Annotated in this window: 20 protein-coding genes and 2 pseudogenes; 12 read left to right on the forward strand and 10 right to left on the reverse strand. The window is 60.6% G+C overall.

What is annotated here, in order from left to right:
- Positions 1 to 17: 17 nt before the first annotated feature.
- From AB5I78_RS23010 to AB5I78_RS23020, 3 genes are all read left to right on the forward strand, one after another.
- Positions 18 to 2,069, forward strand: a complete 2,052-nt coding sequence (locus AB5I78_RS23010; protein ID WP_145159537.1) for a bifunctional diguanylate cyclase/phosphodiesterase — start codon at positions 18 to 20, stop codon at positions 2,067 to 2,069.
- A gap of 126 nt (positions 2,070 to 2,195) precedes the next feature.
- The gene (locus AB5I78_RS23015; RefSeq protein WP_145159538.1) at positions 2,196 to 3,539 is read left to right on the forward strand and encodes an imelysin family protein; all 1,344 of its coding nucleotides are present in this window, start codon (positions 2,196 to 2,198) and stop codon (positions 3,537 to 3,539) included.
- Between the two features lie 261 nt (positions 3,540 to 3,800).
- Positions 3,801 to 5,255, forward strand: a complete 1,455-nt coding sequence (locus tag AB5I78_RS23020) for a TrkH family potassium uptake protein (RefSeq protein WP_370003870.1) — start codon at positions 3,801 to 3,803, stop codon at positions 5,253 to 5,255.
- On the opposite strand, the gene AB5I78_RS23025 is transcribed toward AB5I78_RS23020, so the two are convergent.
- Complete coding sequence (locus AB5I78_RS23025; RefSeq protein WP_370003873.1) at positions 5,212 to 6,270, reverse strand: AraC family transcriptional regulator; 1,059 nt, start codon at positions 6,268 to 6,270, stop codon at positions 5,212 to 5,214. The two genes, AB5I78_RS23020 and AB5I78_RS23025, sit on opposite strands and share 44 nt — an antisense overlap.
- A 159-nt stretch (positions 6,271 to 6,429) precedes the next feature.
- Here AB5I78_RS23025 and AB5I78_RS23030 point away from each other — a divergent pair, with 159 nt between their 5' ends.
- The 3 genes from AB5I78_RS23030 to AB5I78_RS23040 all read left to right on the forward strand — a co-directional run bounded on the left by AB5I78_RS23030 (position 6,430) and on the right by AB5I78_RS23040 (position 8,633).
- Complete coding sequence (locus AB5I78_RS23030) at positions 6,430 to 6,741, forward strand: DUF962 domain-containing protein (RefSeq protein ID WP_124418341.1); 312 nt, start codon at positions 6,430 to 6,432, stop codon at positions 6,739 to 6,741.
- 409 nt (positions 6,742 to 7,150) lie between these two features.
- Positions 7,151 to 7,333: a hypothetical protein gene (locus tag AB5I78_RS23035; RefSeq protein ID WP_262210401.1), complete on the forward strand. Its 183-nt coding sequence runs from the start codon at positions 7,151 to 7,153 to the stop codon at positions 7,331 to 7,333.
- 103 nt (positions 7,334 to 7,436) lie between these two features.
- The gene (locus AB5I78_RS23040; RefSeq protein WP_145159540.1) at positions 7,437 to 8,633 is read left to right on the forward strand and encodes an MFS transporter; all 1,197 of its coding nucleotides are present in this window, start codon (positions 7,437 to 7,439) and stop codon (positions 8,631 to 8,633) included.
- Here the strand turns inward: AB5I78_RS23040 and arfB are convergent.
- From arfB to AB5I78_RS23055, 3 genes are all read right to left on the reverse strand, one after another.
- On the reverse strand, positions 8,630 to 9,043 hold the full coding sequence (gene arfB / locus AB5I78_RS23045) for an alternative ribosome rescue aminoacyl-tRNA hydrolase ArfB (protein WP_370003878.1): 414 nt from the start codon (positions 9,041 to 9,043) through the stop codon (positions 8,630 to 8,632). The two genes, AB5I78_RS23040 and arfB, sit on opposite strands and share 4 nt — an antisense overlap.
- A gap of 12 nt (positions 9,044 to 9,055) precedes the next feature.
- Complete coding sequence (locus tag AB5I78_RS23050) at positions 9,056 to 9,739, reverse strand: pentapeptide repeat-containing protein (RefSeq protein WP_262210400.1); 684 nt, start codon at positions 9,737 to 9,739, stop codon at positions 9,056 to 9,058.
- Between the two features lie 104 nt (positions 9,740 to 9,843).
- Positions 9,844 to 11,265 (reverse strand): amino acid permease, encoded by a 1,422-nt coding sequence (locus tag AB5I78_RS23055; RefSeq protein ID WP_370003882.1) that lies wholly within the window; start codon positions 11,263 to 11,265, stop codon positions 9,844 to 9,846.
- A 647-nt stretch (positions 11,266 to 11,912) separates the two neighbouring features.
- On the opposite strand from AB5I78_RS23055, the gene AB5I78_RS23060 reads away from it, so the two are divergent.
- Both AB5I78_RS23060 and AB5I78_RS23065 read left to right on the forward strand, forming a co-directional pair.
- Positions 11,913 to 12,050: a hypothetical protein gene (locus AB5I78_RS23060; protein WP_003237751.1), complete on the forward strand. Its 138-nt coding sequence runs from the start codon at positions 11,913 to 11,915 to the stop codon at positions 12,048 to 12,050.
- Between the two features lie 73 nt (positions 12,051 to 12,123).
- Positions 12,124 to 13,081: pseudogene (locus AB5I78_RS23065) on the forward strand (leucyl aminopeptidase).
- Positions 13,082 to 13,273: 192 nt separating this feature from the next.
- On the opposite strand, the gene rluB reads toward AB5I78_RS23065, so the two are convergent.
- The 6 genes and pseudogenes from rluB to AB5I78_RS23095 form a co-directional block, all read right to left on the reverse strand.
- Positions 13,274 to 14,518, reverse strand: coding sequence for a 23S rRNA pseudouridine(2605) synthase RluB (gene rluB / locus AB5I78_RS23070; protein WP_262210398.1), 1,245 nt, complete (start codon positions 14,516 to 14,518; stop codon positions 13,274 to 13,276).
- A 144-nt stretch (positions 14,519 to 14,662) separates the two neighbouring features.
- On the reverse strand, positions 14,663 to 14,854 hold the full coding sequence (locus AB5I78_RS23075) for a DUF1289 domain-containing protein (RefSeq protein ID WP_145159550.1): 192 nt from the start codon (positions 14,852 to 14,854) through the stop codon (positions 14,663 to 14,665).
- A 134-nt stretch (positions 14,855 to 14,988) separates the two neighbouring features.
- Positions 14,989 to 15,957, reverse strand: a complete 969-nt coding sequence (scpB, locus tag AB5I78_RS23080) for an SMC-Scp complex subunit ScpB (RefSeq protein ID WP_370003887.1) — start codon at positions 15,955 to 15,957, stop codon at positions 14,989 to 14,991.
- 12 nt (positions 15,958 to 15,969) lie between these two features.
- Entirely contained in the window at positions 15,970 to 16,668 is a 699-nt protein-coding gene (locus AB5I78_RS23085; RefSeq protein WP_178119667.1) for a ScpA family protein, read from the reverse strand.
- A 120-nt stretch (positions 16,669 to 16,788) separates the two neighbouring features.
- The gene (locus tag AB5I78_RS23090) at positions 16,789 to 17,418 is read right to left on the reverse strand and encodes an L-threonylcarbamoyladenylate synthase (RefSeq protein ID WP_106578417.1); all 630 of its coding nucleotides are present in this window, start codon (positions 17,416 to 17,418) and stop codon (positions 16,789 to 16,791) included.
- Between the two features lie 13 nt (positions 17,419 to 17,431).
- Positions 17,432 to 18,294, reverse strand: a pseudogene (locus tag AB5I78_RS23095) (PHP domain-containing protein).
- Positions 18,295 to 18,381: 87 nt separating this feature from the next.
- Between AB5I78_RS23095 and AB5I78_RS23100 the strand changes: the two are divergent.
- The 4 genes from AB5I78_RS23100 to AB5I78_RS23115 all read left to right on the forward strand — a co-directional run bounded on the left by AB5I78_RS23100 (position 18,382) and on the right by AB5I78_RS23115 (position 20,492).
- Entirely contained in the window at positions 18,382 to 18,978 is a 597-nt protein-coding gene (locus AB5I78_RS23100; protein WP_106578415.1) for a septation protein A, read from the forward strand.
- A gap of 1 nt (position 18,979) precedes the next feature.
- The gene (locus tag AB5I78_RS23105) at positions 18,980 to 19,279 is read left to right on the forward strand and encodes a YciI family protein (protein ID WP_015885584.1); all 300 of its coding nucleotides are present in this window, start codon (positions 18,980 to 18,982) and stop codon (positions 19,277 to 19,279) included.
- A 120-nt stretch (positions 19,280 to 19,399) separates the two neighbouring features.
- On the forward strand, positions 19,400 to 19,807 hold the full coding sequence (locus AB5I78_RS23110) for a translation initiation factor 2 (protein ID WP_145159560.1): 408 nt from the start codon (positions 19,400 to 19,402) through the stop codon (positions 19,805 to 19,807).
- A 7-nt stretch (positions 19,808 to 19,814) separates the two neighbouring features.
- Complete coding sequence (locus AB5I78_RS23115; RefSeq protein ID WP_145159562.1) at positions 19,815 to 20,492, forward strand: response regulator transcription factor; 678 nt, start codon at positions 19,815 to 19,817, stop codon at positions 20,490 to 20,492.
- The last annotated feature ends 1,010 nt before the right edge of the window (positions 20,493 to 21,502 follow it).

Consider the following 21,502-nt stretch of genomic DNA (forward strand, 5'->3'; position numbering starts at 1 on the left):
GAACAAGGAATGCCCCTTTGAAGCTGGAACTCAAAAACAGCTTGTCGGTGAAGTTGCTACGGGTGGTGCTGCTGTCGGCATTGATCGTGGGCGTGGCGCTGAGCGTGGCGCAGATCGTTTTCGATGCCTACAAGACGCGCCAGGCCGTGGCCGGCGATGCCCAGCGCATCCTCGACATGTTTCGCGACCCCTCGACACAGGCCGTCTACAGCCTGGACCGCGAGATGGGCATGCAGGTAATCGAAGGCCTGTTTCAGGACGATGCCGTGCGCATGGCCTCCATCGGCCATCCCAACGAAACCATGCTCGCGGAGAAAAGCCGCGCATTACAGCAATCGCCCACCCGCTGGCTGACCGACCTGATTCTTGGCCAGGAGCGCACCTTCACCACCTCATTGGTCGGCAAAGGCCCCTACAGCGAGTATTACGGTGACCTGAGCATCACCCTGGACACGGCTACCTATGGCAAAGGTTTTCTGGTCAGCTCGGTGATCATCTTTATTTCCGGCGTACTGCGCGCGCTGGCCATGGGGCTGGTGTTATACCTGGTTTATCACTGGCTGCTGACCAAGCCGTTATCACGGATTATCGAGCACCTGACGTCGATCAACCCGGACCGGCCCAGCGAACACAAGATCCCCCAAATCAAGGGCCACGAACGCAACGAGCTGGGGCTGTGGATCAACACCGCCAACGAGTTGCTCGAATCCATCGAACGCAATACTCACCTGCGGCACGAGGCAGAATCGAGCCTGCTGCGCATGGCCCAATACGACTTCCTCACCGGCCTGCCCAATCGCCAGAAACTGCAGGAGCAACTGGACAAGATCCTGATCGACGCCGGCCGCCGACAGCGCCGCGTTGCGGTGTTGTGCGTAGGCCTGGATGACTTCAAAAGCGTCAACGAACAGTTCACTTATCAGGCCGGTGACAAACTGCTGCTGGCCCTGGCTGATCGCTTGCGCGCCCACAGTGGCCGCCTCGGCGCCCTGGCCCGGCTGGGCGGCGATCAGTTCGCGCTGGTCCAGGCGGATATCGACCAACCTTACGAGGCCGCCGAACTGGCGCAAAGCATCCTGGATGACCTGGAAGCCGAATTTGCCCTCGAGCATGAGCAGATTCGCCTGCGCGCGACCATCGGCATCACGTTGTTCCCGGAAGACGGCGACAGCACCGAGAAGCTGCTGCAAAAAGCCGAACAGACCATGACCCTGGCCAAGAGCCGCTCGCGCAACCGCTACCAGTTCTATATCGCCAGCGTCGACAGTGAAATGCGCCGGCGCCGCGAGCTGGAAAAAGACCTGCGCGACGCCCTCAGCCGCGACCAGTTTCACCTGGTCTACCAACCGCAGATCAGCTACCGCGACCACCGCGTGGTGGGCGTGGAAGCCTTGATCCGCTGGCAGCATCCGGAACACGGCCTGGTGCCGCCCGATTTGTTCATCCCGTTGGCCGAACAGAACGGCACCATTATTCCGATTGGCGAATGGGTACTCGACCAGGCCTGCCGGCAATTGCGCGAATGGCATGACCTGGGCTTCACCACCCTGCGCATGGCGGTCAACCTGTCCACCGTGCAGTTGCACCACACCGAGCTGCCGCGGGTGGTCAACAACCTCATGCAGATTTACCGCCTGCCGCCACGCAGCCTTGAACTGGAGGTGACCGAGACCGGCCTGATGGAAGATATCAGCACCGCCGCCCAGCACTTGCTGAGCCTGCGCCGTTCCGGGGCGCTGATTGCAATTGATGACTTCGGCACCGGCTATTCGTCCCTCAGCTACCTGAAAAGCCTGCCGCTGGACAAGATCAAGATCGACAAGAGCTTCGTCCAGGACCTGCTCGATGACGACGACGACGCAACCATCGTGCGCGCCATTATCCAACTGGGCAAAAGCCTGGGCATGCAGGTGATCGCCGAAGGCGTGGAAACCGCCGAGCAGGAGGCCTACATCATTTCCGAGGGCTGCCACGAGGGCCAGGGCTATCACTACAGCAAACCGCTGCCGGCCCGGGAGTTGGCGGCGTATCTGAAACAGTCCGAGCGCGACAACGCGGCGATTCTCTGAACGCTGAAAACAATACTAAATATTTCCCTCGTATAAACCTTTACACAAAATGCAAATCTTTCGCATTATGTCGCAGTTTTTGCGCTCCCCGCGCGCCCCATCAACAACCGAAGCAGGATGTTCGCCATGATTCGTATGCCCCTGGCCACCGCCAGTCTGCTGGCCATTGCCATTTCTCTCGCAGGTTGCGGCGAAGGTAAAGACAAGGCCGCCGCGCCCCAAGCGCCGACCCCGGCTGCCAGCACCACCGCTCCAGCGGCTGCCACCCCAGCAGGCCAGGTCGACGAAGCGGCCGCCAAGGCCGTGGTCGCGCACTACGCTGACATGGTGTTCGCGGTGTACAGCGATGCCGAATCCACCGCAAAAACCCTGCAAACCGCAATCGACACCTTCCTCGCCAACCCGAACGACGACACCCTCAAAGCGGCCCGTACCGCCTGGATCGCCGCGCGCGTACCGTACCTGCAGAGCGAAGTGTTCCGCTTCGGCAACACCATCATCGACGACTGGGAAGGCCAAGTTAACGCCTGGCCGCTGGACGAAGGCCTGATCGACTACGTCGACAAATCCTACGAGCACGCCCTGGGTAACCCAGGCGCCAACGCCAACATCATCGCCAACACCGAGATCCAGGTGGGCGAAGACAAGGTCGACGTGAAAGAAATCACCCCGGAAAAACTCGCCAGCCTCAATGAGCTGGGCGGTTCCGAGGCCAACGTCGCCACCGGCTACCACGCCATCGAATTCCTGCTGTGGGGCCAGGACCTCAACGGCACCGGCCCAGGCGCGGGCAACCGCCCTGCGTCGGACTACATGACCGGTGACGGTGCCACCGGCGGCAACAACGAGCGTCGTCGCACCTACCTGCGCGCGGTGACTCAGCTGCTGGTCAGCGACCTGGAAGAAATGGTCGGCAACTGGAAACCCAACGTCGAAGACAACTACCGCGCCACCCTGGAGGCCGAACCGGCCACCGACGGCCTGCGCAAAATGTTGTTCGGCATGGGCAGTCTGTCCCTCGGCGAGCTGGCCGGTGAGCGCATGAAGGTGTCCCTGGAAGCCAACTCGCCGGAAGACGAGCAAGACTGCTTCAGCGACAACACCCACAACTCGCATTTCTACGACGCCAAGGGTATTCGTAACGTTTACCTGGGCGAGTACACCCGCACTGACGGCACCAAGATGACGGGGCCGAGCTTGTCATCCCTGGTGGCCAAAGCTGATCCGGCCGCCGACACCGCGCTCAAGGCTGACCTGGCGTCGACCGAAGCGAAGATCCAGGTCATGGTTGACCACGCCAACAAGGGCGAGCACTACGACCAACTGATCGCTGCAGGTAACGACGCGGGCAACCAGATCGTGCGTGACGCCATCGCCGCGCTGGTCAAGCAGACCGGTTCGATCGAGGCCGCGGCGGGCAAGCTGGGTATCAGCGACTTGAACCCGGATAACGCTGATCACGAGTTCTGATCCGCGCCGCGTTGAATGAGGCGACCTTCGGGTCGCCTTTTTTATGCCCGCCTAGTGGAGCCCGATGACCACCACAAACCCCATGTGGGAGCGGGCTTGCTCGCGAATGCGGTTCATCAACTCAAGAATTCGTTGACTGACACTCCGCATTCGCGAGCAAGCCCGCTCCCACATTTGATCGACGTCGCTCCCAAGCCCCGGTTTACAAGCCCTGCACCGCGGGTAGAATGGCGCCACTCTCCCAACACCCGAGCTTTCTTCATGGCGTTGCCGACCTTACGCATCATCGGTTTCATCATCGGCATCTTCCTGATCACCCTCGCGATCGCCATGGTCATCCCGATGGCCACCCTGGTGATTTTCGAACGCACCAGCGACCTGCCCTCGTTCCTGTGGGCCAGCCTGATCACCTTTCTCGCTGGCCTGGCGCTGGTCATTCCTGGCCGCCCCGAACACGTACACCTGCGCCCCCGAGACATGTACCTGCTGACCGTCAGCAGTTGGCTGGTGGTCTGCGTGTTCGCCGCGCTGCCGTTTTTACTGACCCAGCACATCAGCTACACCGACTCCTTTTTTGAAAGCATGTCTGGCATTACCGCCACCGGCTCCACGGTCTTGAGCGGGCTGGACAGCATGTCACCGGGCATCCTGATGTGGCGCTCGCTGCTGCACTGGCTCGGCGGCATCGGCTTTATCGGCATGGCGGTGGCAATCCTGCCACTGCTGCGCATTGGTGGCATGCGCCTGTTCCAGACCGAGTCCTCGGATCGCTCTGAAAAAGTCATGCCGCGCTCGCACATGGTGGCGCGCCTGATTGTGGCCGCGTATGTGGGCATCACCATCCTCGGCAGCCTGGCGTTCTGGTGGGCCGGGATGGGCGTGTTTGATGCGATCAACCACGCGATGTCGGCCATTTCCACCGGCGGGTTTTCCACCTCTGATGAATCCCTGGCGCACTGGAAACAACCGGCGGTGCACTGGGTCGCCGTGGTGGTGATGATCCTCGGCAGCTTGCCGTTCACCCTGTATGTCGCCACCTTGCGCGGCAATCGTCGGGCGCTGATCAAGGATCAACAGGTGCAAGGCTTGCTCGGGTTGCTGCTGGTGACCTGGCTGGTACTGGGCACCTGGTACTGGTGGACCACCGACCTGCCGTGGTTCGATGCGCTGCGTCATGTGGCGGTGAACGTCACGTCGGTGGTGACGACGACCGGTTTTGCACTCGGGGACTACAGCATCTGGGGCAACTTCTCACTGATGCTGTTCTTCTACCTGGGCTTTGTTGGCGGCTGCTCGGGCTCCACGGCGGGCGGGATCAAGATCTTCCGCTTCCAGGTTGCCTATATCCTGCTCAAGGCCAACCTGAACCAGCTGATTCACCCGCGCGCGGTGATCAAGCAGAAGTACAACGGCCACCGCCTCGACGAAGAGATCGTGCGCTCGATTCTGACCTTTTCGTTCTTCTTCGCCATCACCATCTGCGCCATTGCCCTGGCATTGTCGCTGCTGGGGCTGGACTGGATGACCGCATTGACCGGCGCGGCCAGCACCGTTTCCGGCGTGGGCCCGGGCCTGGGCGAAACCATCGGCCCGGCCGGTAACTTCGCCAGCCTGCCGGATGCGGCCAAGTGGATCTTGTCGTTCGGCATGCTGCTGGGCCGACTGGAGATCATTACAGTCTTTGTTCTGTGCATTCCGGCGTTTTGGCGGCACTGACCGCCGACGCTTCGAGCAACCGCGCCCGGTACTCGCCGGGCGTGGCATCGAACCAACGGCGGAACGCGCGGAAAAAATTGCTCGGGTCGGCAAACCCCAACAGGTAGGCAATTTCCAACAGGGTCATGCTGGGCTGCGCCAGGTACTGCTCGGCGAGTTCTCGGCGGGTGTCGTCGAGCAATGTCTGGAAACTGGTGCCCTCCTCCTGCAAGCGCCGCTGCAAGGTGCGCTGGGACAGGTGCAAAGTCTGGGCGACCACTTCGCGTTTGGGTTCGCCCTGGGGCAGCAGACGGCACAGCACTTGCCGCGCCTTGTGGGTCACGCGGCTCTCGGAAAAGCGCGCGAGGTATTCACCGGCAAACCGATCATGCAGCAACGCCATGGCTTCGTTCGCCGTGGGCAACGGCGCGTCCATGTCGGCTTGCTCAAAAATCAGCGCGTCATAAGGTGCATTGAATTCCAGGGGCGCATGGAAGGCTTGTTTGTAAGGCGTCAGGTCCGCCGGTTGATCGCCTTGCAGCACCACTTTGCGCGGTTGCAAGGTGCGGCCGGTCAGCCAGCCGCACAATGCCAACGCACTGGCCAGCGAGGCTTCGGCGCTCTGGCGGGTCGGTGGCAAGTGGTCGCCGTGCACTGTCAGAATCAGCGCGTAACCTTCAGGTAAGAGTCGGAAGCTCAAGTCGGCGCTTTCGGCGATGATGCGCTGATAACGCACCAGGCGCATAAAGCCCTCGGCCAACGTGTTGCTGGACATCAGCGCATAACCGGCCACATGAAACGACGCCGGGCGAACAACCTTGCCCATGTTCAGGCCGATCGCCGGGTTGCCCGACAGCTCAACCGCCCGTTGCCAAAGCCGCGTCATCGAGTCCTGAGGAAAACGCGCGTCAGGGTCACTGAGGGCGGCGTAGTCCAGGCCCAATTGCTTGAACAGCACACGGCAGTCCAGGCCGTCCATTTCCAACGCCTTGACTATCCCCATCGCCCAGCTTGCAGAAGTTGTTCGTTCGCTCATGGCGTCTTCTTAAAAAAGCAGGCTTAACGGCAGCCAGGAAGCCAAGGATACTAAAGTGGCATCTATTGTCACTGGCTGTTACCACTGATCACTCTAGACTCAAATAAGCTCCCCGCCGAACATCTGTTAGGCGGTACAACCACCCAAGGGCCGGCCAACGTGGAAAACGTCAAACAATTCAATAGCTTCGCCGAGTTCTATCCTTACTACCTGAGTGAACACGGCAATAGCACATGCCGGCGTTTGCACTTCATCGGCACCACACTGGTGATTGGCATCCTGGCGTACGCCATCGGCAAAGGTTCGGTGGGGCTGCTGCTGGCTTTGCCCATCGCCGGTTACAGCTTCGCCTGGATCGGCCACTTCTTCTTCGAAAAGAACCGCCCGGCGACGTTTCAACATCCGCTCTACAGCCTCTTGGGCGACTTTGTGATGTACCGCGACATGATCTTGGGCAAGGTCCCTTTTTAAACAGGACGCTTTTTTGAACAGGGCGCCTTTTAAGAGGGCGTCCTTGAAGGTGTGACCTCTTGTCACTTGCCTAAACAATGAAAATTCGTACATAGGTCGACATAAAATTCTTTTTGTCATTTTCAGTGCTGTATCCTGCCAAGGCTTTTTGAGAGCGCGCAATCACACTGCGATTGATAAACAGACCTTGCGAGGAGCGACGACGATGCACGAGATACCTAATCTCCCCTTCCCAAGCCTGCACCCAACAGAGCAGCCAACACCGCAGCAGGCCAGCGACAACCGGCCTGAGACCAAAGAAGCACAACCAGTCGACAGCAAAAGCCAGGACTGACGCCGTACCAGACCGTGTGGAAAGCGCACTTTTGAGCGCTTTCCACACTGCCTGAATCACCCCGAGATGCCCGCCATGACTGATACCCTCCCCGACACCCCCGACGCCGCTGTACTCGACGCAGCCCTGCAAATGATCGACGTGTGGAACCGCCTCAGCCCTGAAAAACAGGCGCTCCTGCTCAAGCGCTTCGGCACCCAGGAAAACGCCCTGGCCGCCCTGGTGACCACGCAAATGCTGACGCCGGCCAAACCCTGATCTGTCGGTAATCTGAAGTTTTTACGTTTTGCCGCCCCGCGAGGCGTAAGCGCCGGTATCATTAGCAGCCTATCTTTACCTGCTGCGACAGTGGACCTCTCCCATGCCAGATACCCAGCGCCCCATGGCGGTCACGCTGCAAGTCGTTTCCATCGTGCTGTTCACCTTTATCGGTTACCTCAATATCGGCATTCCCCTGGCCGTGTTGCCGGGCTACGTCCACAGTGAACTGGGCTACGGCGCGGTGATTGCCGGCCTGGTGATCAGCGTGCAGTACCTGGCCACGCTGCTGAGCCGCCCGTATGCCGGCAAAATCATCGACAACCTGGGCAGCAAGCGCGCGGTGTTGATCGGCCTGGCGGGCTGCGGCCTGAGTGGCGTGTTCATGTTGCTGGCCGCGTGGTTTTCCAGCCTGCCGGCCGTCAGCCTGATCAGCCTGCTCATCGGCCGACTGGTGCTCGGCAGCGCCGAAAGCCTGGTGGGTTCGGGCGCCATCGGCTGGGGCATTGGCCGGGTCGGCGCGGCCAACACCGCCAAAGTCATTTCATGGAACGGCATCGCCAGTTATGGCGCACTGGCCATCGGCGCACCGCTTGGGGTGGTGCTGGTCAGCCATTTCGGATTGTGGAGCATGGGCGTCAGCATCATTCTGCTGGCGGTGCTCGGCGTGTTTCTGGCCTGGAACAAGGTCGCAGCGCCGATTGTGGCCGGTGTGCGCCTACCGTTCATGAATGTGCTGGGCCGGGTGCTGCCCCACGGCTGCGCGTTGGCCCTGGGCTCGATCGGCTTTGGCACCATCGCCACCTTTATTACGCTGTATTACACCACCCAGCACTGGGACAACGCCGTGTGGGCATTGAGCCTGTTCGGCGCCAGCTTCATCGGCGCGCGCCTGCTGTTCGGCAATTTGATCAACCGCATCGGCGGCTTTCGCGTGGCGATTGCCTGCCTGTCCGTGGAAATCCTCGGGTTGCTGTTGCTATGGCTGGCGCCTGACGCCCACCTCGCCCTGGCCGGTGCGGCGTTGAGCGGGTTCGGCTTTTCCCTGGTGTTTCCGGCGCTGGGGGTGGAGGCGGTCAACCTGGTGCCGGCCTCCAGCCGGGGCTCGGCGGTGGGGGCTTATTCGCTGTTTATCGACTTGTCGTTGGGCATCACCGGCCCGCTGGCAGGTGCGGTGGCGGCGGGGTTCGGCTTTGCCTCAATCTTCCTGTTCGCTGCGCTCGCCGCCGCCGGTGGCTTGCTGCTGAGCCTGTACCTGTACCGGCAAGCGCCCAAGGCCCGCGAAGCGCGCGACGCTTAAAAGTCGACCTTACCGCGCCCGGCCTTGATGCTGCCGCGCTTGGTCTTGGATTCCAGGCGGCGCTTTTTCGAGCCCAGGGTGGGCTTGGTCGGGCGGCGCTTCTTCTCGACCTTGGTAGCGCTGAGGATCAACTCCACCAGGCGCTCCAGCGCATCCGCGCGATTCTGTTCCTGGGTCCGGTATTGCTGGGCCTTGAGCACCAGCACGCCTTCACTGGTGATACGGCTGTCGCGCAGCGCCAGCAGCCGTTCCTTGTAAAAGTCCGGCAACGACGACGCCCGAATATCAAACCGCAGGTGCACCGCGCTCGATACCTTGTTGACGTTCTGCCCACCAGCGCCCTGGGCGCGAATGGCGGTCAGCTCGATCTCGGCATCGGGCAGGTGCACGTTGTTGGAAATTACCAGCATCACTCAAAAACCTTAGGCAACGGACAAGCCCAACTCGGATAACAACATCGACGCCTGGGCTTTGGAAATCACGGCGCCTTTGAACAGTTTGGCATCATTGAGGCGAAAGCCGCTCAAATCCGCGCCCCGCAAGTCAGCGCCGGCAAAATTGGCACCGTTGATGCGGGCGTGGGCGAGGCTGCAGTCGACAAGTTCGGCCTTGCGAAAGTCTGCATCCGACAAGTCGCTGTCGGAAAAATCCAGATTATTGAGCACGGTTCGGGCAAACGACAGGCCGGACAAGAACGCACTGTTGAGCAAGGTCTCGCTGAAGCTCAACCCCAGGGACGCGCAATGGGTGAAGTTGGCGCCCGTCAGTTTGCACTGCGTGAAATGGGCTTGGGACAACTTGCTGCGCTGCCAACGGGTGTTGTTCAGGTCGCAGCTGATGAATTGCGCCTCGAGCAGGTTGGCCGCCTCGAATACGGCGTGCCCGGCCCGGCAACTTTTCCATTGCGTGCCTTCCAGGCGCGCACCGAGAAAGGACGTTTGCGCCAGTGTGCAGCGCTCGAACACCCAATGCTCCAGCACCCTCCGCGACAGGTCTGCCCCGCTCAAATCGACGCCCATCAAGCGCAACGGCCCGCGGTGCTGGTCGATCAGGTCTTGCACCTCATCGCGCTGCAAGCTGCCGCCGTCGATATCGATGTGCTGCATGAAGCCTCCGGGCAGGGCCGATGAAAAAGAAGGCGCGAGTCTACCCTGTCGGCGCCGACAAAAAACCCGGCAAGGCGCCGGGTTTTCTGTTGAGGCAAGACGGCTTACTTCAACGCCGCACTCGCCGTGGTCAACGCCGCTTCAGCGCTGCGCTTGTTCTTGATCCAGTAGCACAGCCCCATGAACGCCACCCATACCGGAATCGCGTACACCGAGACCTGAATGCCCGGAATCATCAGCATGATCACCAGGATAAACGCCACGAACGCCAGGCAAATGTAGTTGCCGTACGGGTACCACAGCGCTTTGAACAGCGGCACCTGGCCGGTGCGGTCCATGTGCTGGCGGAATTTCACGTGCGAGAAGCTGATCATCGCCCAGTTGATCACCAGCGTGGCCACGACCAGCGACATCAACAGCTCCAGCGCGTGTTGCGGGATCAGGTAATTCATCAGCACCGCCACCAGGGTGACCGCCGCCGACGCGAGGATCGAACGCACCGGTACGCCACGCTTGTCGATCTTCGCCAGGGCTTTGGGCGCATCGCCCTGCTCAGCCATGCCCAGCAGCATGCGGCTGTTGCAGTAGGTGCCACTGTTGTACACCGACAGCGCCGCGGTCAGCACCACGAAGTTGAGGATGTGCGCGGCAGTGTTGCTGCCCAGCATCGAAAACACCTGCACGAACGGGCTGCCGCTGTAGGCATCGCCGGACGCGTTGAGGGTTGCCAGCAGGCTGTCCCACGGCGTCAGCGACAACAGCACGACGAGTGCGCCGATGTAGAAAATCAGGATGCGGTAGATCACCTGATTGATCGCTTTGGGGATCACGGTACGCGGCTGGTCGGCTTCGGCCGCGGTAAAACCGAGCATTTCCAGGCCGCCGAACGAGAACATGATGATCGCCATGGCCATCACCAAACCGCTGACGCCATGCGGGAAGAAACCGCCGTGGTCCCACAGGTTGCTCACCGAGGCTTGCGGCCCGCCACTGCCACTGACCAGCAGGTAGCTGCCCAGGGCGATCATGCCGACGATGGCCACCACCTTGATGATGGCAAACCAGAACTCGGCCTCGCCGAAGACTTTGACGTTGGCCAGGTTGATCATATTGATCAGCACGAAGAACGCTGCCGCCGAGACCCAGGTCGGGATCTCCGGCCACCAGTAGTGCACGTATTTGCCGACCGCCGTCAGCTCCGACATGCCCACCAGGATGTACAGAATCCAGCAGTTCCAGCCCGACAGGAAGCCGGCAAAACCGCCCCAGTACTTATGGGCAAAGTGGCTGAAGGAACCGGCGACCGGCTCTTCGACGATCATTTCGCCGAGCTGGCGCATGATCATGAAGGCGATGAAGCCGCAGATGGCATAGCCCAGGATCATCGACGGCCCGGCTGATTTAAGCACCCCGGCCGAGCCCAGGAACAGGCCGGTGCCGATGGCGCCACCGAGGGCGATCAACTGGATATGCCGATTTTTCAGGCCGCGTTTCAGCTCGCCTGAAGAGGAATGGGGTCCACTCATGAAAAGGGTCTCACGCAAGGTTTGATGATGTTGAATGCACGTTGCTGCCTTGAATCTCGACTCAAGCAGCGCCGCTCAAACCCCAGCGCAGGCACCAGGAGTACAGCGTCTTTCTAACGGTCATGCGTCACCTGTTTGTTTTTATCTGTGACGAAATCGAACCCGTCCGGCTCGTGGCCAGGCGGAGTGATCAGGGTGGATAAACCCTGAGGTCTTGGCCTTTTGCGTAGGTACGCAAGGGAGTCACAGTAAAACGCGGCGCATTGTACACCGCTCGACAGCTTCGGGCCGCCCCTGGGGAGCGCCTGTGACAATCTGTCAGGCATTCCTTACAGCGCCGGGTCGCTCAATGACGGCGCGCTTTTAGCGTAAATTAATCGTTACAGCCCGGAAAATAAGCGTTACAGGCGCGCTTGATCCGTCAGAAAACGGAAAAATGTCAGTATGAAAAATCCTACAAATTAGCTTCGCCAGTCCGTTGTTTTTGCTAAATAAAAAACCACCGCGAAAAAACAGAAGAAAAAATCCAAATGAGACCGTGTCAATAAATATTTTGCATTCTGAAACACACTCTCCTAGGTTCTTTCACTTGCCAGCGAAGCCCGTTGGCAAGCCGTTCTCAAACAACGTCCTCTAGGAGATACACCATGCAAGCACTGGAAAAAGACCTGGAAACCGAACTGCAACTCGACGATTGGTTTGAAGCGCCGACCCATGAGGCCGCCGTTGAAATGATGCAAGCTGATGCCGTTGTGCCTTTTGGCACCGCGATGTGGCCTTTCTAACACCCGGCAGGCAACCGGCAGGTGTTGTGCACGGCACCTGCCCCCTTACCCCAGGCACAGAAGGACATACGTCATGGACAAGGCCCGCGCCGTCGAACATTTTCTCTACTACCTTGCGCATCACCCGCCCTCAACGGCTTGAGCCGCCCAACCGTGCTGCTAGGCCACACCGAGCGCTATGACGCCATTGCCCAGGCGATCACCCACGGCAGCGCCGCCCGCTTCAATTTCCAGCTGCAGCGCCTGGACCTGGCCGCCAGCGACACCCTGGCCCAGGCCATCGAAACCTGTGACCTGTACCTGTTTCTCTACGATTCCTCGACCCTGCCCAACCCACGCGCCGAAGGCCCGGACTTTATCCGCGCCCTGCAGGGGTGATGGCCGAGCACTGGAAGAAATCCCTGCTGTTCAAGGATTACGGCGACTATTTCTACGACACCTTCAGCGTCGAGCCGCAACGCATCGCCGACCTCAATGCCACGCTGATCCGGCGCATGTCCCAGGCCAACGTGCTGAGCTTTACCGACAAACACGGCTCGCGCCTGGAAGCGCCGATGAGCAGCATCAAGAAGTGGACCAATATCAATGGCGTCGGCAACCATGACCTGGCGCCGGGCGAGATCGCCACGCACAGCGAAGCCATCAACGGCCAGGTGCGGTTTGTCGGCACCTTCCTCAGCACCATCCCGTTTGCACGCAAATACGGCGTACTGCAATCACCGCTGGAGCTGTGGATCGAGAACTCGACCATTTGCAGCGTGGCCAGTGATGTGCCGGGCCTGGCGGACGATTTCAACAAGTACTTGAATGCCAACCCGTCCAACCGTCGCGTGGAAGAGCTGGGGATTGGCACCAATGAAGGGGTCAAGGATTTGTACGCGCGCAATGCCGGGTTCGAGGAGCGCCATTGCGGCTTGCACCTGGGCTTGGGCGGCGGGCAGAAAGGCAGCCATCACCTGGATTTGATCTTTGCCAGCGGGGTGTTGGCGCTGGATGACAAGCCGGTGTTTGATGGAAGGTTTGCGTTCTGAGCACAAAATTCAGAAACACTGGAGGTACAAATGTGGGAGCGGGCTTGCTCGCGAATGCGCAGTGTCAGTCACCAGATGTACTGACTGATCCACCGCTTTCGCGAGCAAGCCCGCTCCCACATTTTTGACCATATTCATGTCCAAAAAAAAACGCCAACCCGAGGGTTGGCGTTTTTTTGTGCAGCACTTACATCACTGCGGCTTCTTGCGACCAAAACCAGGACGCTGGCCCGAACCGGCCGGGGCGCCACGGCGCTTGCCCGACGGCTCGTCCGCGACCAGTTTCGGCCCAGGACGCTTGTTCGCTGCCGGCTTGGCTGGACGCTTGGTGCTGGCGCTGTCGGCTGGGCGATCGGCTGCCGGAGCACCACGGCCTTCACCACGGTTGCCGCGGCCGCCGCTTGGTGCTTCGCCGCCACGCGCAGGACGCGGGGTGCGAGGGGCACGCTCGCCTTCCTGGCGGGACGGAGCGGTTGGGCGACGCTCGCCTTCGATGTGCGGCTCACGCGAGATGCGACCGCCGGTGGCCGGTGCATTCAGCGCCGGGCGCAGGGTGCGGGCAACACGTTCGGTACGGGCCACAGGACGCGACGATTTACGCTGCATACGCTCAAGCTTGTCTTTGCTCTTGGCGTTCATCTGCGGCATGGCAACCGGCGTCAGGCCGACCTCAGCACTGAGGATATCGACTTCGTACTGGCTCATTTCGCGCCAGCGGCCCATCGGCAGGTCGGAGTTCAAGAACACCGGGCCGAAACGCACGCGTTTCAGGCGGCTGACCACCAGGCCCTGGGATTCCCACAGGCGACGCACTTCACGGTTACGGCCTTCCATCACCACGCAGTGGTACCAATGGTTGAAACCTTCGCCGCCTGGCGCCTGCTTGATGTCGGTGAACTTGGCCGGGCCGTCCTCAAGGACGACGCCCGCTTTCAAGCGCTCGATCATCTCGTCATCGACTTCACCGCGTACACGCACGGCGTATTCACGGTCCATCTCGTAGGACGGGTGCATCAGGCGGTTGGCCAGCTCGCCGTCGGTGGTGAACATCAGCAAACCGGTGGTGTTGATGTCCAGACGGCCGATGTTGATCCAGCGGCCTTCTTTCGGCTTGGGCATCTTGTCGAACACGGTCGGACGGCCTTCCGGGTCGTCACGGGTGCAGATCTCGCCGTCGGGCTTGTTGTACATGATGACGCGGCGCACCGATTCGGCGGCCTCTTCACGCTTGATGACCTTGCCATCAATGGTGATTGCATCGTGCAGGTCGACGCGCTGGCCAAGGGTGGCTTCAACGCCGTTGACCTTGATGCGCTTCTGGGTGATCCAGGCTTCGACGTCGCGGCGCGAGCCCACGCCGATACGCGCCAGCACCTTTTGCAGTTTTTCGCCTGCTGGGCCGATTTCCTGGCTGTCGTTCTGGTCTTGGTCGTTCATCTTAAGCACCTCCCGGTGGGTCGATTCAGGCGTGGCCTGAAGAGTGTTGAAAGCAGGGCTTTGGCCGAATAGCTCGGCAAAGGGTCGCGAATCATACGCGCATGGCGCGCATTGCGCATCACAGACTAGTCGATTAAGCCGCAGTCATTTGCTTTTCCGCCGACCGGTGGCGCCCAGGGCCAAAAGGCGCAGCTCGGCTTCGGCCAGCACTGTGCGTTTGTCGACCTTGTCGAGTTTCTTCCAGGCGCGGATTTCGCGCTTGCTGCGGCCACAGCCGACGCAGATATCGTCGCTGAATTTGCAGATGCTGATGCACGGGTCTTTGCTGGAGCTCATGTTTTCTCCCAGGCAACCCAGACAATGCAGATCCAATGTGGGAGGGGGCTTGCCCCCGATGCAGTGTGTCAGCCTACATTTTTGTCACTGGGGCACTGCTATCGGGGGCAAGCCCCCTCCCACATCGAATTGCGTCAGTCTTCGAGTTGGCGGCGTTCGTTTTCGATGGCTTCGGCCAGGGCCCGGGCTTCGTCTTCCTCATCGCTCAACGGCGGTTGTTCGAGGGCGGCGACGGCAGCCAGGAGTTTATCGCGGGCTTCAGCCACGCCAAGGATGTCTTCCTCGGGCTCCGGTTCTGGCTCGGTTTCCGGCTCCGGTTCCGGTTCCGGCTCAACTTCGACCTCGGGCGCGGTTTCACCGTTCACCTGGGTTTGCGGTTCACTCGCACCGTCACGCAGCAAGTCGTCGAAGTCAGTCTTGATTCCCTGCTCCATGTCGTCCAATTCGAGCAACAAGGTATGGAAACTGGTCTCGTCCTTCGGCTCTTCAGGCTCGGCCGTGGCGTCGGCGAGTTCCTGCAGGCTGGCGGGAACCGGTGCGTCGTCGAAATCCAATACCGGCTCGGCCTCCATCTCGCGCAGTTCGGCGAGCGGCGGCAGGTCATCCAGGTTTTTCAGGTTGAAATGGTCGAGGAACACCTTGGTGGTGGCAAACATCGCCGGTTTGCCGGGCACGTCGCGGTAGCCGACGATGCGGATCCACTCGCGCTCCAGCAGCGTCTTGACGATATGGCTGTTGACCGCCACACCGCGCACGTCTTCGATTTCGCCCCGGGTGATCGGCTGGCGATAGGCGATCAGCGCCATGGTCTCAAGCATCGCTCGCGAATAACGCTGCGGGCGCTCTTCCCACAGACGGCCGACCCACGGGGAAAACTTCTCACGGATCTGCAGGCGATAACCCGACGCCACTTCGCGCAGCTCAAAGGCGCGGCCATCGCAGGACTTGCGCAGGATCTCCAATGCCTTCTTGAACACCGGTGGCTCAGGGCGCTCGGCCTCTTCAAAGAGTTCGAACAGGCGCTCAAGGGATTGCGGTTTACCCGAGGCCAGGAGAAAGGCTTCCAGCAGCGGCGCCAGTTCGCGGGGTTCAGTCAAATTCATCGATTCAGCTCGTTATTCGGCTCGCGCCCGCACGTGGATAGCCGCAAAAGGCTCATTCTGGACCAGCTCGACCAAGGACTCCTTGACCAGCTCAAGGATCGCCATAAAGGTCACCACCACCCCCAGGCGCCCTTCTTCTTTGGTGAACAACTCGACAAAGGGTACAAACCCGCCGCCCTTGAGGCGTTCGAGCACATCGCTCATACGCTCACGGGTCGACAGTGCCTCGCGACTGACCTGGTGGCTTTCAAACATGTCGCCCCGGCGCAGCACTTCAGCCATGGACATCAGCAATTCTTCCAGGCTCACATCCGGCAACAGCTTGCGCGCCCGGGCTTCCGGGGCGTCGAGCTTGGGCACCACCACATCACGGCCCACACGGCTCAGGTTGTCGATGCCTTCGGCGGCGGCCTTGAAACGTTCGTACTCTTGCAGGCGGCGGATCAGCTCGGCGCGCGGGTCATCCTCTTCGGCTTCGACGGTCTCCGAGCGCGGCAACAGCATGCGCGATTTGATCTCGGCGAGCATCGCGGCCATCACCAGGTACTCGGCGGCCAGCTCCAGGCGCACGGTCTGCATCAGCTCGACATACCCCATGTACTGGCGGGTGATTTCCGCCACCGGGATGTCGAGGATATTGATGTTCTGCTTGCGGATCAGGTACAGCAGCAGGTCCAGCGGGCCTTCGAAGGCTTCAAGGAACACTTCCAGGGCGTCCGGCGGGATGTACAGGTCCAGCGGCATTTCCAGGACCGCCTGGCCATAAACCATGGCAAAGGGCAGTTCCTGCTGGGCGCCGGCCTGGCTGTCGACGGTTTCGACGACCGACATTCAGGCCTCGACCATGAACGGCGTCGGATCGCCGCAACCCACACGCACCACTTCCGGCTCGCCGTCGGCCAGGTTGATCACGGTGGAGGCCTTGTTGCCGCCGTAGCCGCCGTCGATGATCAAGTCGACGTGTTTTTCCAGCAGGCGGCGCATTTCGTAAGGGTCGTACAGCGGCTCTTCTTCACCGGGCAGGATCAACGACACACTCATCAGCGGCTCGCCCAGCTCAGCCAGCAACGCCAGGGCAATCGGGTGCTCCGGCACACGCAGGCCGATGGTGCGCTTTTTCGGGTGCAGCAACAGGCGCGGCACTTCGCGGGTGGCGTTGAGGATAAAGGTGTAGGGCCCAGGCGTATGGGCCTTAAGAAGGCGGAAGGTGCCCGTGTCGACCTTCGCAAACAGCCCAAGCTGGGACAGGTCGCTGCAAATCAGTGCGAAGTTGTGGTTCTTGTCCAGGTCACGCAGGCGTCTGACCCGTTCAACCGCGTTCTTGTCGCCGATCTGGCAACCAATGGCGTAGGACGAGTCGGTTGGGTAGATCACCACGCCGCCGGCGCGGATGATCTCCACGGCCTGTTTAATCAGGCGCGCTTGAGGGTTTTCCGGATGAATCTGGAAGAATTGACTCACGTGTTCTACCTGTTCAGACGGTGGCAATAATGGGGTCATGCTTGAATCGCCCCCACAACAGCGGCAGATCTTCCGGTACTTGGCGATACTCGCCAATCTCGGACCAGCCGCCTGGGCCATGAAAGTCACTGCCGGCGCTGACCAGCAGACCAAATTCGCGAGCAAGTATCGCCAGGCTGCCCACCTGATCGGCGGGTTGGTGCCCGTTAACCACTTCGATAGCGTGGCCGCCCGCTCCAATATAGTCGGCAATCAGCTTGCGGCGCTTGCTGCGAGTGAAATCGTAATGCCACGGATGCGCCAGGCTGACCCAAGCCCCAGCGGCCCGCAGCGTGCCGACGGTGTCTTCCAGGGTCGGCCAGTGTTGCTTGACGTCACCCAACTTGCCGGCGCCCAGCCATTTGCGGAACGCCTCGGCGCGATCCTTTACAAAACCTTCACGCACCATCCAGTCGGCAAAGTGCGGACGGGCCGGTGCGTTGCCGCTGTCGCCCAGCTCCTGCTGGATGGCGCGGGCGCCTTCCAGAGCATTGGGCATGCCTTTAAGGCTGAGCTTGCGGCTTATTTCTTCGGACCGCAGCCAGCGGCCATCGTGCAATTGGGCAATGGCCTCGACCAACGGCGCGGCGTTCTGATCAAAACCGTAACCGAGCACATGAATGGTGGCGCCGCCCAGGTGCAGGACAATTCCACGCCATTGACCAGCTGCATGCCCAGCGCATGCGCGGCCGTACGGGCTTCGTCGAGGCCTTCGAGGGTGTCGTGGTCGGTCAAAGACAGGACTCGCACGCCTTTTTCAAACGCACGCGCAACCAGTACCGCGGGCGCCAGGGCGCCGTCGGAGGCCGTGCTGTGGCAGTGCAAATCAACATTCACGGGGGTGTGTAACCTCAAGTCAGCTGGCGCTATCGCAACCAAGGATGTTTGTTATTATGCCGCCACATCCAGCTTCTGGCTCTTACTGTGAAACAATTCATCGACTTCATCCCGCTGTTGCTGTTTTTCATCGTTACCAAACTCGACCCCAGGGTCATTGATATCGCCGGTCACGAGCTGACATTCGGGGGCATCTACAGCGCCACCGCCGTGCTGATCATCAGCTCGATCGTGGTCTACGGCGCCATCTTCATCTCCCAGCGCAAGCTGGAAAAAAGCCAATGGCTGACCCTGATTGCCTGCCTGGTATTCGGTGGCCTGACCCTGGCCTTTCACAGCGAAACCTTCCTTAAATGGAAAGCCCCGGTGGTGAACTGGCTGTTCGCCCTGGTTTTTATCGGCAGCCACTTCATCGGTGATCGCCTGCTGATCAAGCGCATCATGGGCCATGCACTGACCCTGCCGGACCCGGTGTGGACACGCTTGAACGTGGCCTGGATCGTGTTTTTCCTGTTCTGCGGCGCCGCCAACCTGTTCGTGGCCTTTACCTTCCAGGCCTACTGGGTCGACTTCAAGGTCTTCGGCAGCCTGGGCATGACCGTATTGTTCCTGATCGGCCAGGGTATCTACCTGTCGCGCCACCTGCATGACACCGCCCCTACCACGCCGAAAACCGAGGACTGACATGCTCTACGCCATCATTGCTACCGACGTCGCCAACTCGCTGGAAAAACGCCTGTCCGTGCGCCCGGCCCACGTCGAACGCCTGAAACAGCTGCAAGCCGAAGGCCGCATCGTGCTGGCCGGCCCACACCCGGCCGTGGACAGCAACGACCCGGGCGACGCCGGCTTCACCGGCAGCCTGATCGTCGCCGAGTTCGCCTCGTTGGCCGACGCCCAAGCCTGGGCCAAGGCCGACCCGTATGTAGCAGCAGGCGTCTACGCCGATGTGGTGATCAAGCCGTTCAAGCAAGTCCTGCCTTGAACCCGCTTTGTTTAATAAAGCCGGGCCGAACCTAATCGGTTCGGCGCGCTCCTAATGGCTCATTATTCTCGGTAACCTGCCGACAACGTTCTGAATATTCGTGTGGAATCAGGAGTTCCGATGCGCTTACCTCAGTTGTGTCTGTTGGCAGTCTTAACGATCGGGGCTACGGCCCACGCTGAAGAAACCTCGAACACCGGCAGTTCCACGCCCCTGTCCGTGAGTGCCGCCAGCCAGATCACCGAGTTGCAGCAACGTTTGAAAGAAAGCGAACGGCTGCGTGAAGAACTGAGCAAGCAACTGCAAAGCGCAGACACTGCCCGCGAAAGTGCCCAACTGAATCGCTTGCGCCAAGAGAACCAACGCCTGGCCCAGCAACTCAAAGAATCACAAGGCGGCGCCTTGACCCGCTGGCTGACCGAGCAACAACAGTGGTTTGTCACCGGTGGGGCCGTCGCACTGATCGCCCTGCTGTGCGGGATCTTCGCCAGCGGTGGGCACCGTCGCCGTCGACAATGGCTAAATTGAGTGAGTCATGAGCGAGCTGTTACTGATAGATGATGACCAGGAGCTCTGTGAGCTGCTGACCAGTTGGCTGAGCCAGGAAGGTTTCCAGGTGCGTGCCTGCCACGACGGCTTGAGCGCGCGTAAAGCCTTGGCCGACAGCGCCCCTGCGGCGGTGGTGCTCGATGTGATGCTGCCCGACGGCAGCGGCCTGGAGCTGCTCAAGCAATTGCGCAACGACCATCCGGAATTGCCGGTGCTGATGCTTTCGGCACGGGGCGAGCCGCTGGATCGCATCCTCGGCCTGGAGCTGGGCGCCGACGATTACCTGGCCAAGCCCTGCGACCCGCGCGAACTGACTGCCCGCTTGCGCGCCGTATTGCGCCGCAGTCATCCGGCGGCGGTGTCTACTCAGCTGGAACTGGGCGACCTGTGCTTCAGCCCGGTGCGTGGGGTGGTGACCATCGATGAGCAGGAATTTGCTCTCACCGTGTCTGAGAGTCGCCTGCTTGAAGCCTTGCTGCGCCAGCCGGGTGAGCCGCTGGATAAGCAGGAACTGGCGCAGATCGCGCTGGGGCGTAAGTTGACCCTCTACGATCGCAGCCTGGATATGCACGTGAGCAACTTGCGTAAAAAGATCGGCCCACATCCGGATGGCCGACCGCGGATCATGGCGTTGCGTAGTCGCGGGTATTATTACAGCCTCTGATTGGTATGGGGGTTGGGCTTTTGGGGTGGGTGTATATCCGTTATTTGGGTGATGGCCGCTTTGGGTTCCGCCCTTACGGCGGGTCACTTTTGAAAAGAGCCCAAAAGTAACCAAAAGGCTCTTGCCCCACCACTCGGCACCTCGCTCACGCTTCGGTGTGCCCTCACGCAGGCTTTGGAGCGTGGGCCGCCGCGATGGGCCATCCATGGCCCAACACGGCTAAACCGGCGTCCTGCCGGTTTACCCACGCTCCAAAGCCTGCGTGAGGCCAGCGTGGTTTAACGGGGCGCCTAAGATCAAAATCAAAAGCAAAGCACGGCGGCCTAGTAGCCGACCTGAGTGGTTAGATCAAAAGCAAAGCCGAGGCGGCCTGACAGCCGACCTGATCCTTGAAGCTGAACTCAATCAAATGTGGGAGCTGGCTTGCCTGCGATGGCATCAACTGGCTATGCCTGATACACCGAGGTGCATGCATCGCAGGCAAGCCAGCTCCCACAGAAAAGCAAAAGCAGTGCGGTGCTGGCGGTTGAACTCAGTGAAATTGTGGGAGCGGGCTTGCTCGCGAAGGCGGTGTGCCAGTGACACATGAGCTGACTGACACACCGCATTCGCGGGCAAGCCCGCTCCCACATTTGGATCTCAGTGGATCAGATGGATCATGTGTTGCTGTGCTGTTGCCCTGCTTTTGCTTCTACCACTCAGGTCGGCTACTAGGCCGCCGTGCTTTTGCTTTTGATCTTGCTTGTGATCTGACAGGCCCCGTCAACCACGCTGGCCGAACGCAGGCTTGAATCCGTGGGTAACCCGGCAGGACGCCGGGTTAGCCGCGTTGGGCCATGGATGGCCCGTCGCGGCGGCCCACGGATTCAAGCCGGAGTGAGGGAATGCCGAGCCTAGGCGAGGCACCGAGTGGTGGGGCAAAGACCTTTTGGTTACTTTTGGGGCGTTTGCCAAAAGTGACCCGCTGTAAGAGCGGAACCGCCAGCCGCCGTTACCGCAGCAACGGATAT

Origin of the sequence: Pseudomonas sp. N2-3-1-14, from assembly GCF_041228395.1 — a bacterium.
In the GTDB taxonomy this organism is placed as follows: domain Bacteria; phylum Pseudomonadota; class Gammaproteobacteria; order Pseudomonadales; family Pseudomonadaceae; genus Aquipseudomonas.